The organism is Dickeya ananatis (assembly GCF_019464615.1).
Lineage (GTDB): Bacteria > Pseudomonadota > Gammaproteobacteria > Enterobacterales > Enterobacteriaceae > Dickeya > Dickeya oryzae.
Genome location: NZ_CP040816.1, coordinates 3,471,965 through 3,488,571, shown reverse-complemented (window position 1 = coordinate 3,488,571; position 16,607 = coordinate 3,471,965). Strand labels below are relative to the sequence as shown.

General features: G+C 48.4%; 15 protein-coding genes and 1 tRNA gene. 15 read left to right on the top strand and 1 reads right to left on the bottom strand.

From position 1 onward, the window contains the following. Positions 1 to 51: 51 nt before the first annotated feature. Entirely contained in the window at positions 52 to 1,377 is a 1,326-nt protein-coding gene (locus FGI04_RS15420; RefSeq protein ID WP_342698677.1) for an MFS transporter, read from the bottom strand. Positions 1,378 to 1,639: 262 nt separating this feature from the next. On the opposite strand from FGI04_RS15420, the gene xerD reads away from it, so the two are divergent. The 15 genes from xerD to FGI04_RS15345 all read left to right on the top strand — a co-directional run bounded on the left by xerD (position 1,640) and on the right by FGI04_RS15345 (position 16,349). Further along, positions 1,640 to 2,539 carry a site-specific tyrosine recombinase XerD gene (gene xerD, locus FGI04_RS15415; protein ID WP_342698676.1) on the top strand — a complete coding sequence of 300 codons (900 nt, stop codon included), beginning with the start codon at positions 1,640 to 1,642 and terminating at the stop codon, positions 2,537 to 2,539. A gap of 86 nt (positions 2,540 to 2,625) precedes the next feature. Next, positions 2,626 to 3,342, top strand: a complete 717-nt coding sequence (dsbC, locus tag FGI04_RS15410; RefSeq protein WP_407274576.1) for a bifunctional protein-disulfide isomerase/oxidoreductase DsbC — start codon at positions 2,626 to 2,628, stop codon at positions 3,340 to 3,342. A 23-nt stretch (positions 3,343 to 3,365) separates the two neighbouring features. Further along, entirely contained in the window at positions 3,366 to 5,096 is a 1,731-nt protein-coding gene (gene recJ, locus FGI04_RS15405; RefSeq protein ID WP_342698674.1) for a single-stranded-DNA-specific exonuclease RecJ, read from the top strand. A gap of 167 nt (positions 5,097 to 5,263) precedes the next feature. Next, positions 5,264 to 6,362 (top strand): peptide chain release factor 2 gene (gene prfB / locus FGI04_RS15400; RefSeq protein ID WP_342698673.1). Its coding sequence is split into 2 segments (ribosomal slippage): positions 5,264 to 5,338 and positions 5,340 to 6,362, totalling 1,098 coding nucleotides; the frame shifts between segments, so codons are not numbered across the junction. Between the two features lie 8 nt (positions 6,363 to 6,370). Further along, positions 6,371 to 7,888 (top strand): lysine--tRNA ligase, encoded by a 1,518-nt coding sequence (gene lysS / locus FGI04_RS15395; protein WP_016943583.1) that lies wholly within the window; start codon positions 6,371 to 6,373, stop codon positions 7,886 to 7,888. Between the two features lie 271 nt (positions 7,889 to 8,159). Next, entirely contained in the window at positions 8,160 to 8,831 is a 672-nt protein-coding gene (locus FGI04_RS15390) for a LysE family translocator (RefSeq protein WP_407336953.1), read from the top strand. An 85-nt stretch (positions 8,832 to 8,916) separates the two neighbouring features. Next, a tRNA-Gly gene (locus FGI04_RS15385) sits at positions 8,917 to 8,990 on the top strand. 346 nt (positions 8,991 to 9,336) lie between these two features. Beyond that, positions 9,337 to 9,714 carry a winged helix-turn-helix transcriptional regulator gene (locus tag FGI04_RS15380; RefSeq protein WP_168363468.1) on the top strand — a complete coding sequence of 126 codons (378 nt, stop codon included), beginning with the start codon at positions 9,337 to 9,339 and terminating at the stop codon, positions 9,712 to 9,714. A 471-nt stretch (positions 9,715 to 10,185) separates the two neighbouring features. Further along, positions 10,186 to 11,256: a dTDP-glucose 4,6-dehydratase gene (gene rfbB / locus FGI04_RS15375; RefSeq protein WP_342700133.1), complete on the top strand. Its 1,071-nt coding sequence runs from the start codon at positions 10,186 to 10,188 to the stop codon at positions 11,254 to 11,256. Next, positions 11,256 to 12,134, top strand: a complete 879-nt coding sequence (rfbA, locus tag FGI04_RS15370; protein WP_248588377.1) for a glucose-1-phosphate thymidylyltransferase RfbA — start codon at positions 11,256 to 11,258, stop codon at positions 12,132 to 12,134. Before rfbB ends, rfbA begins: the two co-directional genes overlap by 1 nt. A 189-nt stretch (positions 12,135 to 12,323) precedes the next feature. Beyond that, positions 12,324 to 13,106 carry an ABC transporter permease gene (locus FGI04_RS15365; protein WP_248588376.1) on the top strand — a complete coding sequence of 261 codons (783 nt, stop codon included), beginning with the start codon at positions 12,324 to 12,326 and terminating at the stop codon, positions 13,104 to 13,106. A 1-nt stretch (position 13,107) separates the two neighbouring features. Continuing rightward, positions 13,108 to 13,875, top strand: coding sequence for an ABC transporter ATP-binding protein (locus FGI04_RS15360; RefSeq protein ID WP_342700128.1), 768 nt, complete (start codon positions 13,108 to 13,110; stop codon positions 13,873 to 13,875). Next, a complete protein-coding gene (locus tag FGI04_RS15355; RefSeq protein WP_342700127.1) occupies positions 13,865 to 14,830 on the top strand; it encodes a GNAT family N-acetyltransferase in 966 nt (321 codons plus the stop codon). The genes FGI04_RS15360 and FGI04_RS15355 overlap by 11 nt, the downstream gene beginning before the upstream one ends. Then, positions 14,831 to 15,241, top strand: a complete 411-nt coding sequence (locus FGI04_RS15350) for a sugar 3,4-ketoisomerase (protein ID WP_248588373.1) — start codon at positions 14,831 to 14,833, stop codon at positions 15,239 to 15,241. A 1-nt stretch (position 15,242) separates the two neighbouring features. Next, entirely contained in the window at positions 15,243 to 16,349 is a 1,107-nt protein-coding gene (locus tag FGI04_RS15345; RefSeq protein ID WP_342700126.1) for a DegT/DnrJ/EryC1/StrS family aminotransferase, read from the top strand. Positions 16,350 to 16,607: the final 258 nt, after the last annotated feature.

Below are 16,607 nucleotides of genomic sequence, written 5' to 3'. Positions count from 1 at the left end.
ACGGTAAGCAAGAAAGCAGGGATGAAAGCAACGCCCCCATCCCTGTAAGACTTAACCGAGAGACTGGTGACGGGTTTCTTTTGTCAGCAGCAACGCAATCAGTGTCAGCGAGGCCATGGCGGCGAGGTAAACACCGACATAGAACAGCCCATAATGGCTGGTCAGCCAGGCGGCGATATACGGCGCTACGGATGCCCCCAGAATCGAGGACACATTGTAGGAAAACGAGGCACCAGTATAGCGCACTTCAGTGGGGAACAGTTCCGGCAATAGTGCGCCCATCGGACCGAAGGTCAGCCCCATCAGGCTCAGGCCGCAGACCAGAAAGGCCATAATCAGCATCTGGTTACCAGAGCCCAGCAGCGACGGGAACGCCATCGCGAAGACCAGCATAATGCAGGTCACGGTGATCATGGTCTTGCGACGACCGACGACGTCGGCCAGATAGCCTGCCACCGGGATCATCAGACCAAAACCGATGACCGCCATCATCAGCATCCACAGGAAGTTATTACGTGGAATGCCAAGCCCTGCCGGTGCTGGGGTGGTGCCGTAGGTCATGGAGTAGACGGTCATGATGTAAAACAGGGTATACGTTGCCAGCATAATGAAGGTGCCCAAAACGGTGGCTTTCACATGCTTGCTCAGCAGGGTACCCAACGGTACACGTACCTGTTTCCCTTCTTTGGCGACTTTGGCAAACACCGGTGTTTCGTGCAACGACACACGCACATACAGGCCGATAATCACCAGCACCGCCGAGGCGATGAACGGCACACGCCATCCCCAGCTCATGAACTGCTCGTTAGTGAGTATCCAGGACAGCAGCAGGAAAGTACCGTTGGCGAAGAAGAAGCCGATGGGCGCTCCCAACTGCGGGAACGAACCGTACAACGCGCGTTTGTGGGCCGGCGCGTTTTCGGTTGCCAGCAGTGCTGCGCCGCCCCATTCGCCACCGAGACCCAGTCCTTGACCGAAACGGGCCAGCGCCAGCAGCAGTGGCGCCAGTACGCCGATAGTTTCATAGCTCGGCAGCAAGCCGATTAAGACGGTGGAGATCCCCATGGTCAGCAGCGAGGCGACCAGAGTCACTTTACGGCCGACACGATCACCAAAGTGACCGAATAGCGCAGAACCGATAGGCCGGGCGACAAATGCGATGGCGAAGGTCGCCAGCGATTGTAGCGTAGCGGCGGTCGCATCCCCCTGTGGGAAAAAGATGTGCGGAAATATCAGCACGGCAGCGGTAGCATAAATGTAAAAATCGAAGAATTCGATGGCGGTACCGATCAACGAGGCGACCACCACCTTATTGCGCGAGTTGACTGGCGCTTCTGGTGCTTGAGTATTAATAGTGGATGAGATGGAGGCTTGCATAATTTTTTGCTTTTTTGTAACACACGGACGAGCATTCTATGCATAGAAAAAAATTCTTTTCAAACCACTGCGGCGGCCGAAGTCAAGCCTTGTGGTAACAGCGTTCCGTGATCTGCATCAATAAGAAAATATAATCCCTTTCATGCTTCATTTTGCCACAGGATGTGATGAAGTTGAGAATGATTACCGAATTGTACCCCGAACATACTCTGTCAGGCATAATGGCGGGAGAGTATGGTCTGCGGCATGGCAGGAGAGTGTAATGCAGCAACAGGATCAGGCCTTAATCGAGCAGTTTCTGGATGCCTTGTGGCTGGAGCGCAACCTGGCGGAAAATACGTTGTCGTCCTATCGCAATGATCTGTCCTCGCTGGCGGAGTGGCTGGCGCACCATGACTGTCATCTGCTAGAGGCGCAGCCGTCTGATCTGCAGGATTTTCTGGCTGAGCGACTGGAAGGCGGTTACAAGGCCACCAGTTCGGCGCGTTTGCTGAGCGCAATGCGGCGCTTGTTTCAGTATCTGTACCGGGAAAAGCGACGAGCAGATGACCCGAGTGCGCCCTTGTCTTCTCCTAAGTTGCCGCAGCGATTACCGAAAGATCTCACTGAAGCGCAGGTGGAAGCGCTGTTGGCGGCACCGGTTACCGACCAGCCGATCGAACTACGGGATAAGGCGATGCTGGAACTGCTGTACGCGACTGGTCTGCGTGTATCGGAACTGGTGGGGCTGACGATGAGTGATGTCAGCCTGCGCCAGGGGGTAGTGCGCGTAGTGGGGAAAGGTAACAAGGAGCGGCTGGTGCCGCTCGGGGAAGAGGCGGTGTACTGGCTGGAGCAGTATCTGGAGTACAGTCGTCCCTGGTTGCTAAACGGGCAGACGCTGGATGTGTTGTTTCCGAGTAACCGTGCCCAGCAGATGACGCGCCAGACGTTCTGGCACCGCATCAAGCACTATGCGACACTGGCATCTATTGACAGCAATAAACTTTCTCCGCATGTTTTGCGTCATGCCTTTGCAACCCACCTGCTAAATCACGGTGCGGATTTGCGAGTGGTGCAGATGTTATTGGGCCACAGCGATCTTTCCACCACGCAGATTTATACCCACGTTGCGACGGAGCGGTTGAAACAACTGCATCAACAGCACCATCCCCGGGCATGATGCCTCTGGGTCGATAGGATGATAATGGCGGTTTCCGCCTATAATGGATAAGCGCGGCGCTTGTGCCCTGAGAACAGGATAACTCCATGAAAAAACGTGTAATACTCCTTTCGTTGCTGACGCTGGCTTTCGGCAACATGGCTCACGCGGATGACGCCGCGATTAAGCAGACGCTTAACCGTTTGGGAATACAGAACGCGGAAGTGAAAGATTCCCCCATCAGCGGAATGAAAACCCTGCTGACGGAGAATGGCGTGCTTTACATCACCGACGACGGTAAACACCTGTTGCAGGGCCCACTGTATGACGTCAGCGGTAAGGATCCGGTGAATGTCACCAATTATATTCTGAATGATCGTCTGAATGCCCTGAAAGACCAGATGATCGTTTATAAGGCACCACAGGAAAAACACGTCATCACCGTGTTTACCGACATCACCTGCGGCTACTGCCACAAACTGCATGAGCAGATCAAAGATTACAACGCGCTGGGTATTACCGTGCGTTATCTGGCTTTCCCTCGTCAGGGCATGAACTCTCAGGCAGCGAAAGACATGCAATCCATCTGGTGCGTCGCGGATCGCAATAAGGCGTTTGATGCGGCCATGAAAGGGGATGATGTATCGCCTGCGACCTGTAAAACGGATATCGGCGCGCACTACCAACTGGGTGTGCTGTTTGGCGTGCAGGGGACACCGGCTGTCGTATTGAGTGACGGCACAGTGGTGCCGGGGTATCAGCCGCCTAAAGAGATGATGGCTATGCTGGAAGCACACAAAGCCTCGCTGAAATCAGGCGGCTAATTGAATCGAGTGGTTAATCAAGCGTGAATGTTGTTACCCAACTCCGTCGCCGCCCGGTGACGGAGACAGAGTTACCAGACTCCTTCCCGGCACTATTACGTCGTTTATACGCCCAGCGTGGTGTGAGACAGGCGCAGGAACTGGAGCGTAGTCTGCGCGGGCTGCTGGATTATCGTCTGCTGAGCGGTATTTCTCAGGCCGTCGACGTGTTGTGTCGGGCGCTGGCGGAAGAGCGTCGCATTGTGATTGTCGGTGATTTTGACGCTGACGGTGCCACCAGTACCGCGCTGACGGTGCTGGCGCTGCGCAGTATGGGAGGGCGAGAGGTTCAGTATCTGGTGCCCAACCGTTTCGAAGATGGTTATGGGCTCAGTCCTGAAGTGGTCGCTCAGGCGGCTGCCAAAGGGGCGGAGTTGATAGTCACCGTCGATAACGGCATTTCGTCCCACGCAGGGGTGGATGATGCGCACCGGCGAGGTATCGAGGTGGTGGTGACTGACCACCATTTGCCGGGGGACACCCTGCCAGCGGCAGAGGCGATGGTTAATCCTAATCTGGTGGATTGTGCGTTTCCGTCGAAGGCGTTAGCCGGCGTGGGCGTGGCGTTCTACCTGATGATGGCGTTGCGGGCCCGCCTGCGTGAGTCTGGCTGGTTTACTGAACGCAGGCTGGCCGAGCCTAATCTGGCGGAATTGCTGGATTTGGTGGCGTTGGGGACGGTGGCGGATGTGGTGCCGCTGGACGCCAATAACCGTATTCTGGTCGCACAGGGGCTGAGCCGCATCCGAGCCGGGAAATGTCGGCCGGGGATCCGCGCCTTGCTGGAGGTCTCTAACCGCGATGCTGCCCAACTGGTAGCCAGTGATTTGGGCTTTGCGCTTGGGCCGCGCCTGAATGCCGCCGGTCGACTGGACGATATGTCCGTCGGGGTTGAGCTGCTGTTGTGCCATGACATCGTGCAGGCGCGGATGCTGGCCAGCGATCTGGATGCGCTCAACCAAAGTCGGCGTGAGATTGAAGCGGGGATGCAGGTAGAAGCGTTGCAGTTGTGCGAACAACTGGAGCGTAGCCGTGATACGTTGCCGCTGGGGCTGGCGATGTACCACCCGGATTGGCATCAGGGCGTGGTGGGCATTCTGGCGTCGCGCATCAAAGAGCGTTTTCATCGCCCGGTGATTGCGTTTGCACCGGCGGGCGACGGCATTCTGAAAGGCTCCGGGCGGTCTATCGCCGGGTTGCACTTGCGTGACGCGCTGGAGCGACTGGATACCTGTTATCCCGGCCTGATGCTGAAGTTTGGTGGTCATGCAATGGCGGCGGGATTGTCGCTGGCTGAAGATCGTTTTGACGAGTTTCGCCAGCGTTTTGCCGATCTGGTTGGCGAGTGGCTGGATGCTTCACAACTGGAAGGGGTAGTGTGGTCCGATGGCGAATTAGCCGTGCCTGAACTGTCGCTTGGCACCGCCGAAATGCTGCGTGAGGCCGGGCCGTGGGGGCAGGCTTTTCCTGAGCCGCTTTTCGACGGCCGTTTTCGGTTGCTGCAACAACGGCTGGTTGGTGAACGCCATCTCAAGGTGATGGTGGAGCCGCTGGGTGGCGGCCCGCTGTTGGATGGTATCGCGTTTAACGTGGATACCGTGCTGTGGCCTGACAGCAGCGTGCGTGAAGTCGAACTGGCTTATAAACTGGACGTTAACGAATTCCGCGGCAAACGCTCGGTACAACTGCTGATCGAGCACCTATGGCCGCTGTAGCGTACAGACGCTGAAGTCGACGCCGGGTTTTCCCGGCGTTTTCTTTTCACCCGGCGGGACATCCCGCTAAAATCGGTAAAAAGCTATAAACCACGGCGTGGATCCGCTACAATTCGCGGTTTACATGCATTCTGTCATCGACAAACAACTATTAAGATCTTACGACCATGTTTGAAATCAATCCGGTAAAAAACCGCATTCAGGACCTGTCTGACCGGACAGCCGTTCTGAGGGGGTATCTTTGACTATGACGCCAAGAAAGAGCGCCTGGAAGAGGTAAACGCCGAGCTGGAACAGCCCGACGTATGGAACGAACCTGAGCGCGCTCAGGCGCTGGGGAAAGAGCGCTCCTCCCTGGAAATGATCGTCGACACCATTGATCAGATGGTTCAGGGGCTGGACGATGTTGCCGGCTTGCTGGATCTGGCAGTGGAAGCCGACGACGAAGAGACCTTTAACGAAGCCATCGCTGAGCTGGATATACTGGAAGACAAGCTGGGCCAGCTGGAATTCCGCCGTATGTTCTCCGGCGAGTACGATAGCGCTGATTGTTACCTCGATTTGCAGGCCGGTTCCGGCGGCACCGAAGCGCAGGATTGGGCCAGTATGCTGCTGCGTATGTATCTGCGCTGGGCGGAAAGCAAAGGCTTCAAAACCGAAGTCATTGAAGAGTCTGAAGGCGAAGTCGCGGGCATCAAGTCTGCCACTATCAAAATTATGGGCGACTATGCGTTTGGCTGGCTGCGTACCGAAACCGGCGTACACCGTCTGGTACGCAAGAGTCCGTTTGACTCGGGCGGCCGCCGCCATACGTCGTTCAGTTCCGCTTTCGTGTATCCGGAAGTCGATGACGATATTGATATCGAGATCAATCCTGCCGACCTGCGTATCGACGTGTATCGTGCTTCTGGTGCGGGTGGTCAGCACGTTAACCGTACTGAGTCCGCGGTGCGTATTACTCACATCCCGACCAATATCGTGACGCAGTGCCAGAACGATCGCTCTCAGCATAAGAACAAAGATCAGGCGATGAAACAGCTGAAAGCCAAGCTGTATGAGTTCGAAATGCAGAAGAAGAACGCTGAGAAGCAGGCGTTGGAAGACAATAAGTCCGATATCGGCTGGGGTAGCCAGATTCGTTCTTATGTACTGGACGATTCCCGCATTAAAGATCTGCGTACTGGGGTTGAAACACGTAATACCCAGTCGGTGCTGGATGGCGATCTGGACAAGTTTATCGAAGCAAGTTTAAAAGCGGGGTTATAAGGAATCTCATGTCTGAACCACAAAATCAGGGTGCCGAGCAGGCGCTGGATCTTAACAACGAACTCAGAACCCGCCGTGAGAAGCTGGCGGCGTTGCGTGAGACCGGCATCGCTTTTCCGAACGATTTCCGCCGTGACAGCACTGCTGATCAACTGCACGCCAGCTATGACGAAAAAGAGAACGAAGAGCTGGAAGCATTGGGTCTGGAAGTGACGGTTGCCGGACGTATGATGACCCGCCGTATCATGGGTAAGGCGTCGTTCGTGACCTTGCAGGATGTCGGTGGCCGTATTCAGTTGTATGTGGCGCGTGATGACCTGCCGGAAGGCGTCTACAACGAGCAGTTCAAAAAATGGGATTTGGGCGACATCCTTGGCGCACGCGGCAAGCTGTTTAAAACCAAGACCGGTGAGCTGTCTATCCACTGTACTGAACTGCGTTTGCTGACCAAAGCGTTGCGCCCGTTGCCGGATAAGTTCCACGGCCTGGCGGATCAGGAAACCCGTTACCGCCAGCGTTATCTGGACCTGATCGCCAACGACGAATCCCGCCACACTTTCCGTGTGCGTTCGCAGATTCTGGCTGGTATTCGCCAGTTCATGGTCGGTCGTGATTTTATGGAAGTCGAAACGCCGATGATGCAGGTGATCCCCGGCGGGGCGTCTGCTCGTCCGTTCATCACCCATCACAATGCGCTGGATATCGACATGTATCTGCGTATCGCGCCAGAGCTGTACCTGAAGCGTCTGGTGGTCGGTGGTTTTGAGCGTGTATTCGAGATCAACCGTAACTTCCGTAACGAAGGTGTGTCGCCGCGTCATAACCCTGAGTTCACCATGATGGAACTCTACATGGCGTATGCGGATTATAAAGACCTGATCGAACTGACCGAATCACTGTTCCGCACGCTGGCGCAGAACGTTCTGGGCACCACCGAGGTGCCGTATGGCGACCAGGTGTTTGATTTCGGTAAGCCGTTCGAGAAGCTGACCATGCGTGAAGCCATCAAGAAATACCGTCCGGAAACCAACCTGGCGGATCTGGATAGCTTCGACGCGGCAAAAGCCATCGCGGAATCTATCGGCATCAAGGTAGAGAAGAGCTGGGGCTTGGGCCGTCTCGTCACCGAGATCTTCGAAGAAGTGGCAGAAGCCCATCTGATCCAGCCGACGTTCATCACCGAATACCCGGCTGAAGTGTCGCCATTGGCACGTCGCAATGACCAGAACCCGGAAATCACCGACCGCTTCGAGTTCTTCATCGGCGGACGTGAGATCGGCAACGGTTTCTCCGAGCTGAACGACGCAGAAGATCAGGCTCAACGCTTCCAGGATCAGGTTGCGGCGAAAGATGCCGGTGACGACGAAGCGATGTTCTACGACGAAGACTATGTTACCGCTCTGGAACATGGTTTGCCGCCGACTGCAGGTCTGGGCATTGGTATCGACCGTATGGTGATGCTGTTTACCAACAGTCACACCATTCGCGACGTGATCCTGTTCCCGGCGATGCGTCCGCAGAAATAAGCCTCACCGCTGTATCCCGGCTCGTTTGCCAGCAGGCAGACGAGCCGTTTTTTTATTCCCCGTATTTTCCTCTTTTACGCGCATTTTTATCTGACAGGCTCGCCTTGCCGTTGGCGTGGGGGGAATGCTACTGTCGTTTGTCCTGATGCGGCATTGCCGTAGGGCATTTATCTCGCTGTATCGGCATAGCCGTCTTGCCAGTAAGGCAAGCAGGAAAGTGGATTCATCGGCCCAGCATGAGACAGAGTGAAGGTCATAAGAAGAGGGATGTATGTTACTGGTGATGTTGAGTGGGTTGTTACTGTCGCTGTCGCTGTGTCTGGATTTGGGCATCGTCAACACCGCCATTATTAATCGTGGTATTCGGGACGGCGCAGGCGCGGCGTTTTTTATTGGGCTGGGATCCTGCTTTGGTGATTTGCTCTATGCGACCCTGTCGGTGTTAGGGATGGCGGTGATTTTTAACTACACCCCAGTACGGTGGCTGTTGTGGATTGGTGGCGGCGGTGTACTGCTGTGGCTGTCATTCAACATGGCACGTAGCGCCTGGCGCGACTATCGCCAGCACCGTGGTTTGGCTATTGATAGCGCGAGTGAGCCTTCATCTCGTGCATCTGCCCCCGCGCGCCGCCATTTTATCAGCGGAATGGGAATGGCACTGGCGTCACCCAGCGCATTACTGTGGTTCGCTGCTGTAGGTGGGACGTTGATTGCCCAGGCGACGGATGGTTCTGCCAGACAAATTGCACTGTTTCTGGCGGGATTTTTCATTGGCGGCATACTCTGGACGCTGTTTATGGCGGTCTTAATTAAGTACGGGCGTGGTGCGTTAAAAGGCAGGCTGTCGTTGTACTGCAGTGCGGTATCGGCAGTGTTATTCGCGGTGTTTGCCGTGCAGGTGATCGTCAACGGGTACCAAACGCTACTGGTGACAGCGGTGTGAATCGACCGCTCAAAACACGCGCAATCAAACCGTGTTTTATCTTGCCCGCCAGAAAGATGACGCTATAATGCCAGTCACTTTCTACGCGGGCGTAGTTCAATGGTAGAACGAGAGCTTCCCAAGCTCTATACGAGGGTTCGATTCCCTTCGCCCGCTCCAAGTCCTTTCTTCTGTCTCTTTAAGACTAATTACTTTTACTATCACGTCTTGCTGCCTAGGTAAGCGACGGTACTGCTATTGCCTCAATTGAGAGGCTTCCCATGTTTTTACCGCGTGATACCGGCTTAGCGCGATATTGATTCATATCGGTACGAAAAAACGAAAGCAGGCGCTAACTGTAGATTCAATCAGACAGATCTCCTCTCCATGCCATTTACGCGCGCCGTGTTGCTTCCTTAGTTTTAAAAAGAAACTAACTCCCCAAAAGAAACAACATGCGTTATGGTAAGCAGATATACCGAGATATACCGAATAAAACCTTAACTGAGAAAACAGAGGTCATAGGATGCCTGAATTCAGTGTTTACAGTAAAACCTGCCCGGCGCGTGTGGTGCTGGATCGTCTGTCCAATAAATGGTCGCTGCTGATTCTGGATCGACTGGCGTGTGAGCCGGTCAGGTTCAATCAACTAAGACGTGATATTGAAGGCGTATCGCAGAAAGTGTTGTCACAAACGCTCAAACACCTGGAACGTGACGGTATGATTCACCGGCAGGTATTTGCTACCGTGCCAGTGACGGTGGAGTACTCGATTACTACGCTGGGTAAGACACTGGTCAAAACCGTGCATGAACTGACCCACTGGGCGGAGCGGAACATCGATGAAGTCATGCTGGCGCAGCAGCGGTATGACGAACTCAACTCGATTTCCTCCGTGGCATAGGTGCATTCCCATTCCGGACGATTTGTAGAACCTAAAAGTCGATGTCGTTTCCGTTGCATTTACGGTTTCCAGAATAGACTTATGTATTAACACATTATCTCCGTAGTTAAATTTATAGCCTAAAAAACCATTAATGAGAATGGTAATTGTTATTTTCTACTTATATTTATGAGGCACTTTTACTCTGCGCATACAACAAGAAAGGACTACAAACGGGGTGTAAATTTTTAGTTTGGGGAGGAGGGAGGTCACAATACTGCTACACCTCCTTTGCTGTGACATGTAAAATACGCGAACTATTTTTCATGGCACTGGCCATATTTCCAGCAGAATCGCTTGTGCAATCACAATTTGAGGGCAGTGTCTGCGTTTGGGTTCAGTCCCAAGGGCGGTAGCATGCCTGAATTTTGCCCATTCACGGTCAAATACAACTGAGTTAAGCCATAGAATACTTCGCTTCCTGGATGTAACATTATGAAAATATTAGTAACGGGTGGGGCCGGGTTTATCGGCTCTGCCGTTGTTCGTCATATCATAAAGAACACAGCAGATTCTGTTGTTAACGTGGACAAGCTCACGTATGCAGGTAATCTGGAGTCTCTGGCCGATGTGGGTAGTCATGAGCGTTATGAGTTTAAGCATATCGATATTTGTGATGCGCTGGCACTTAAGAGTGTGTTTGAAACCTGTCAGCCTGATGCGGTCATGCATTTAGCGGCTGAATCTCATGTTGATCGTTCCATTGATGGTCCTGCTGCTTTTATCGAAACGAATATCGTCGGTACTTATACGTTGCTTGAGGCTGCTCGAGCTTACTGGGGGGGACTGGCTCCAGCAAGAAAGTCCGCTTTTCGCTTCCATCATATTTCAACGGATGAAGTCTATGGTGATCTGGAGGGAACAGATTCGTTATTTACTGAAACGACTCCATATGCCCCCAGTAGCCCTTATTCCGCGTCTAAAGCATCGAGCGATCATTTGGTACGCGCCTGGTTGCGAACCTATGGATTACCAACGATTGTCACCAATTGTTCCAATAACTATGGTCCTTACCATTTCCCGGAGAAATTAATTCCGTTGATGATCCTGAACGCGCTGGAGGGAAAAGCGTTGCCAGTGTATGGCGATGGCATGCAGATTCGCGATTGGCTATTTGTTGAAGATCATGCTCGGGCACTTTATAAGGTTGTGACTGAGGGGCAAGTCGGGGAAACCTACAACATTGGTGGGCATAATGAAAAAGCCAATATTGATGTTGTAAAAACTATCTGTGCTCTGTTGGAAGAACTGGTTCCACAAAAACCAGCAGGGATTGGCGCGTACCAGGATCTGATCACTTATGTGAAAGATCGTCCCGGTCATGATGTGCGCTACGCTATTGATGCAGGAAAGATTGGTCGTGAGCTAGGCTGGAAACCACAAGAAACCTTTGAAAGTGGCATTCGTAAAACAGTAGAGTGGTACCTTAATAATCGCTCTTGGTGGAGTAGAGTGTTGGATGGTTCTTATAGCCGTGAGCGTTTGGGGAGTGTAGAAAAATAATGAAAGGCATTATCCTCGCAGGCGGTTCAGGTACTCGGTTGTACCCTTTGACCCGGGGTGTATCTAAGCAATTACTGCCTGTTTATAACAAACCAATGATCTACTACCCGCTATCAACACTGATGCTAGCTGGGATCCGCGATGTATTAATTATTACTACACCTGAAGATAACGAGGGGTTCCGGCGCTTGCTAGGGGATGGTAGTAATTTTGGTATTAATATTGATTATGCGGTTCAGCCTAGTCCAGATGGTTTGGCCCAGGCATTCATTATTGGTGAAACGTTTATTGGTAGTGAACGTTGCTGTTTGGTGCTAGGTGATAATATTTTTTATGGCCGCTCCTTCGTTGAGATTCTAAGAAGTGCTGCGAGTAAAGAGGTTGGCGCAACTGTATTTGGTTATCAAGTCAAAGATCCTGAACGCTTTGGTGTTGTAGAGTTTGATGAAAAGATGACAGCAATTTCTATTGAGGAAAAGCCTATTAAGCCTAAATCAGATTATGCTGTTACAGGGCTTTATTTCTACGATAATAAGGTCATTGATTTTGCTAAGCAAGTGAAGCCTTCATCTCGTGGGGAGCTTGAAATTACCTCTATTAACCAGATGTATTTAGAAGCTGGGTTATTAAGTGTTGAGCTATTTGGACGTGGGTTTGCTTGGCTAGATACAGGAACACATGAGAGCCTACATAACGCGTCTTCCTTTGTGCAGGCGATAGAGAGCGTTCAAGGGTTAAAAGTTGCATGTCTTGAAGAAATTGCTTGGCGTAATAACTGGCTTAGTGATTCGGAACTGGAAATCGTTGCTCAACCCATGAAGAAAAATGAATATGGACAGTATCTTATCGGCTTGCTGAATAAGAAAATTGCTAAATAGCTATCCGTAGCTATTATTTTTACAGCCATAGTAACTATCTATCTAAGTTCCTTTAATATATTAAACACTTATTAAGTTACTGGATATATAAATAATACAGTATGATATCTGAATACCTCCATATTGTATGGTTGAAGCATTATAGACTCTCCTAATTCATCATGTGGTGTTTAATTATCGGGTTTTTTAATGAAGAATTTCAAAAGTACTGATTTATATCATGCCCTGAGACAGTATGATCTATGGGTTTTTTTGGCTTGGCAAGATATTAAATTGAGATATCGAAGATCCAGAATAGGGCCGTTTTGGATAACGATAAGTATGTCCATATTTATTGTTGTCTTAGGTGTTGTTTATAGTAAATTATTCAAAACGGAAACAAGGGATTATTTGCCATATTTATCTGTTGGATATGTGGCTTGGGGTTTTTTCGCCGGGGTGCTTGGTGATTTCTCTAATATATTTGTAGAGCATGCAAATTATATGAGAGATATCAAGATGAATCCATTTGTTATATTATTTAGAGTTTTGTTTAGATATATAATAATATTTCTCCACAATATAGTAATTATATTCGGTGTTTATATCTATTTTGCAATTAATCCCGGTCTCCCTTTCTTTCTTGCTATTCCTGGTTTCTTATTAATTGTCTGTAATTTTGCTGCAATAGGTGTGATTTTAGGGATCGCCGGAGTCCGTTTTAGGGATATCGCACAAATTTCACAGAATATGATTCAAATACTGTTTTTTGTTACACCAGTTATCTGGATGCCTAGATTAGTTTCTGAAAATAGTTGGATTGTCTTGGTGAACCCATTTAAATACTATATTGACCTGATTAGAGAGCCCTTATTGGGGAAAATTCCCGGCATAGAAGCTTGGTGCGTTTCTTTTTCTACATTCATTGTATTCGCATTAATTGCAGCTGTCGTTTATAAGTACAAGTCAAGCAGAATTCCTTTTTGGTTATAATATGATTAAGATAGAAGCTAAAGATATATGTCTTGACTACCCCATTGTAGGCGTCGGGAGTAGGTCAATAAAGAATCGTGTATTATCCGCAGCAACTGGAGGAATAATCTCTGGAGGAGATAAGATTCCAGTGATTAGCGCACTCCGTGACGTGTCGTTTAATATATATGAAGGTGATCGCATCGGACTTATTGGTCATAATGGTGCGGGTAAATCTACGCTATTGAGAACGCTTGCAGGTATATACAAACCAAGTAGTGGTCAATTAAATATTACTGGTCGTGTTGTATCTACATTAAACTTATCCGTTGGGTTAGAAATGGAGGCAACAGGTATTGAGAATATTATTATCCGTGGCTTGCTACTTGGGATGAGTAAAAAAGAAATCAAACAGCGACTAAATACAATAGCTGATGCCACTGAATTGAATGAGTATCTGGATATGCCAGTTAGAACTTACTCATCAGGGATGACGATGCGGTTGGCTTTTGCAACTGTAACGTCAATGGATGCCGACATCTTATTGATGGATGAAGTCATTGGCACTGGTGATGCTGTCTTTATGGCAAGGGCAGAGAAAAAATTAAATGAATTTATTGATCGTAGTAAAATTTTCGTTCTAGCTTCTCATAGCGAAGCTGTCATCAAGAAATTTTGCAATAAAGCAATATTATTAGAGCATGGCAGACTAATTGGCATGGGAGATGTGAATGAAGTCTTTGAACAATACGATGATTTCGTGAACAGTAAAGAGAAACATGAAAATTAATATTCGATCTTACAATCCAAGTTCTGATGCAGAAGAGTGGAATACATTTTGTTCTGGCTCATATCAGGCTACGTTTTTGCATTCCAGACGTTATTTGTCATATCATGAAGATCGATTTATAGATCGATCATTGATCATTGAGGATGAAGAAGGAAAATGGCTTGGTATCTTCCCGGCAGCAATTCAGCCTAATGATACTCAATGCATTTCTAGCCATCCTGGCATTACTTACGGTGGTGTTATTCAGCAAGGTGCTCTACGAGGAGAGTTGATGGTAGATGCACTGAATATGGTATGCCAGTATTATAAAGAGCAAGGTTACACAAAGCTAATATACAAGGTTACACCGTGGATATATCATTCTACACCTGCACAGGATGATTTATATGCATTATTTCGTGTCGGCGCAATATGCTTTCGCCGCGATTTAAGTAGTACGATTGATTTAGAGTATCGCCGTTCTTTAAGTAGTAGAAGAAAACGTAGTCTGAAAAAGGCGGTGTCAAATGGCATTAGCGTAGTTTCGGGTATTGAATACTTATCGAAATTATGGGATGTGTTGATTGATAATTTAAATAGAAAACATGGCGTTAATCCTGTCCATACTGTTCAGGAGATATTGCTTCTGATAGAACGTTTTCCTGAAAATATTGAATGTGTTGTAGCTCTTAAAGATGATGAGGTTGTCGCAGGTACTCTGTTATTTAAAACAATGCAGGTAGCACATGCACAATATATTGCATCTAGTGAGTTGGGCTATGAGCTATCTGCTTTAGACGCAGTTTTTGAGCACTGTATTACTCGCTCTAAGGATGATGGCAAAAGGTGGTTCGATTTTGGTATTAGTACCGAGAATGGTGGGTTAGTTTTAAATAAAGGTCTCTACCAGTTTAAGTCTGAGTTCGGTGGGGGAGGAATTGTTCATGAGTTTTTCCAATTATCTTTGGTGGATTAAATGTCAATAGATCAATGTAAACTTATTGAGTTACCTAAAATTCATGATAACCGAGGCAACTTGACGTTTATTGAGAGCAGCAGACACATCCCATTTGATATTAAACGTGTTTATTATCTATATGATGTACCGGGAGGTGCTTCTCGCGCAGCCCACGGGCACAAGGCTCTTCATCAATTGATGATCGCCATGTCCGGTAGTTTTGACGTTATTATTGATGACGGTTCAAACAAAAAGATATTTAATCTTAATCGCTCATATTATGGACTCTATATTCCACCAATGATGTGGCGTGATTTAATGAATTTCTCATCAGGTGCTGTTTGCATGGTATTAGCTTCTGACTACTATGATGAAAGCGATTATTACCGAGACTATTCTGATTTTTTGAAAGATGTGGAGAGGCCATAGGATGAACGTTTCATTTTTAGATTTGAAAGGTATTCACCAGGAAATTGAGTCTGAACTTAAAAATGTTTTTGAGAAGGTACTTCATTCTGGCTGGTATATCATGGGGCCAGAACTAGAGTCCTTTGAGCAAGAGTTCGCTGAGTATTGTGGTGTTGATTATTCTATCGGTGTCGGCAATGGGCTCGAAGCGCTTTTCCTTTTGATGAAAGCATACGACATTGGTCCTGGTGATGAAGTTCTGGTTCCAGCTAACACATTTATAGCAACATGGCTTGCGGTGACTCAGGCTGGAGCAACCCCTGTTCCTGTAAAAGCAGATACAAATACGTGTAATATCTCGATTCATCATATAGAAGATGCTATTACATCGAAAACTCGAGCGATTATTCCTGTTCACCTCTATGGGCAACCTGCTGATATGGACGAGATTAATCGAATTGCAAAGAAACATAATCTCGTTGTTATTGAAGATGCGGCCCAAGCCCAAGGCGCTTACTATAAAGGGCGCAAGGTTGGTTCTCTCGGCAATGCAGCTGCAACAAGCTTTTACCCAGGAAAAAACATCGGTTGCTTGGGTGACGGTGGTGCAGTATTAACAAGTGATAAGGTGATCGCTGAAAAAATAAGAAAACTGCGTAGCTATGGTTCAACTATAAAATATCAGCATGATATCATTGGGTATAATTCCCGCCTGGATGAGCTTCAAGCCGCTATTTTGAGAGTGAAACTTAAACATTTAGATGAGTGGAATAGCCGCCGTACTCTTATCGCTGAAAAATACTGTGCAGAGCTGAATGGAATAGGTATACAACTACCATTTGTTCCTGAGTGGGCTAAACCTGTATGGCACTTATTCGTTATCCAAAGTCAACATAGAGATGAGTTACAAGATTATTTAAAAAATAATAATGTACAAAGCCTAATTCATTATCCAATCCCCCCCGCTCTGCAAGAGTGTTATAAGGATTTTACTGAAGAAAGATTTTTTCAGCATGATGATTTAGCAAATAAAATTCTTAGTTTGCCAATATATCCCACTATGTCGTCAAAAGAGACAGATCGTGTTATCGAAGTAATCAAATCATTTCAGATGAAGAAAAATGGATAATAAGATCCATTGATTTTTATGTGATATAAAAGTTGTTGGCGGTAGACTTTGGCTAATATATTTCATAGCATCTGGGGTGATTTTAAAGTCTGCCGCTATTACTCAGTAAATGAAAGTATTTTTCGATGCTCTAAAAAATTCCCATATATAGTAATTATTACTTTATTAATTGTTTATAACGATCTTGTTATGCTTTTTCATCTAAAAATGATCCTGTAAGAGAGTTATCAATAATTTCGAAAAAACTAGAGTTTTATA

Excerpts from the sequence above, each read along its gene's own strand:
- FGI04_RS15365 (WP_248588376.1), top strand. The coding sequence starts at position 12,324 with ATGAAGAATTTCAAAAGTACTGATTTATATCATGCCCTGAGACAGTAT.
- rfbA (WP_248588377.1), top strand. The coding sequence starts at position 11,256 with ATGAAAGGCATTATCCTCGCAGGCGGTTCAGGTACTCGGTTGTACCCT.
- lysS (WP_016943583.1), top strand. The coding sequence starts at position 6,371 with ATGTCTGAACCACAAAATCAGGGTGCCGAGCAGGCGCTGGATCTTAAC.
- xerD (WP_342698676.1), top strand. The coding sequence starts at position 1,640 with ATGCAGCAACAGGATCAGGCCTTAATCGAGCAGTTTCTGGATGCCTTG.
- FGI04_RS15350 (WP_248588373.1), top strand. The coding sequence starts at position 14,831 with ATGTCAATAGATCAATGTAAACTTATTGAGTTACCTAAAATTCATGAT.
- FGI04_RS15380 (WP_168363468.1), top strand. The coding sequence starts at position 9,337 with ATGCCTGAATTCAGTGTTTACAGTAAAACCTGCCCGGCGCGTGTGGTG.
- FGI04_RS15355 (WP_342700127.1), top strand. The coding sequence starts at position 13,865 with ATGAAAATTAATATTCGATCTTACAATCCAAGTTCTGATGCAGAAGAG.
- dsbC (WP_407274576.1), top strand. The coding sequence starts at position 2,626 with ATGAAAAAACGTGTAATACTCCTTTCGTTGCTGACGCTGGCTTTCGGC.
- FGI04_RS15360 (WP_342700128.1), top strand. The coding sequence starts at position 13,108 with ATGATTAAGATAGAAGCTAAAGATATATGTCTTGACTACCCCATTGTA.
- FGI04_RS15390 (WP_407336953.1), top strand. The coding sequence starts at position 8,160 with ATGTTACTGGTGATGTTGAGTGGGTTGTTACTGTCGCTGTCGCTGTGT.
- FGI04_RS15420 (WP_342698677.1), bottom strand. The coding sequence starts at position 1,377 with ATGCAAGCCTCCATCTCATCCACTATTAATACTCAAGCACCAGAAGCG.
- FGI04_RS15345 (WP_342700126.1), top strand. The coding sequence starts at position 15,243 with ATGAACGTTTCATTTTTAGATTTGAAAGGTATTCACCAGGAAATTGAG.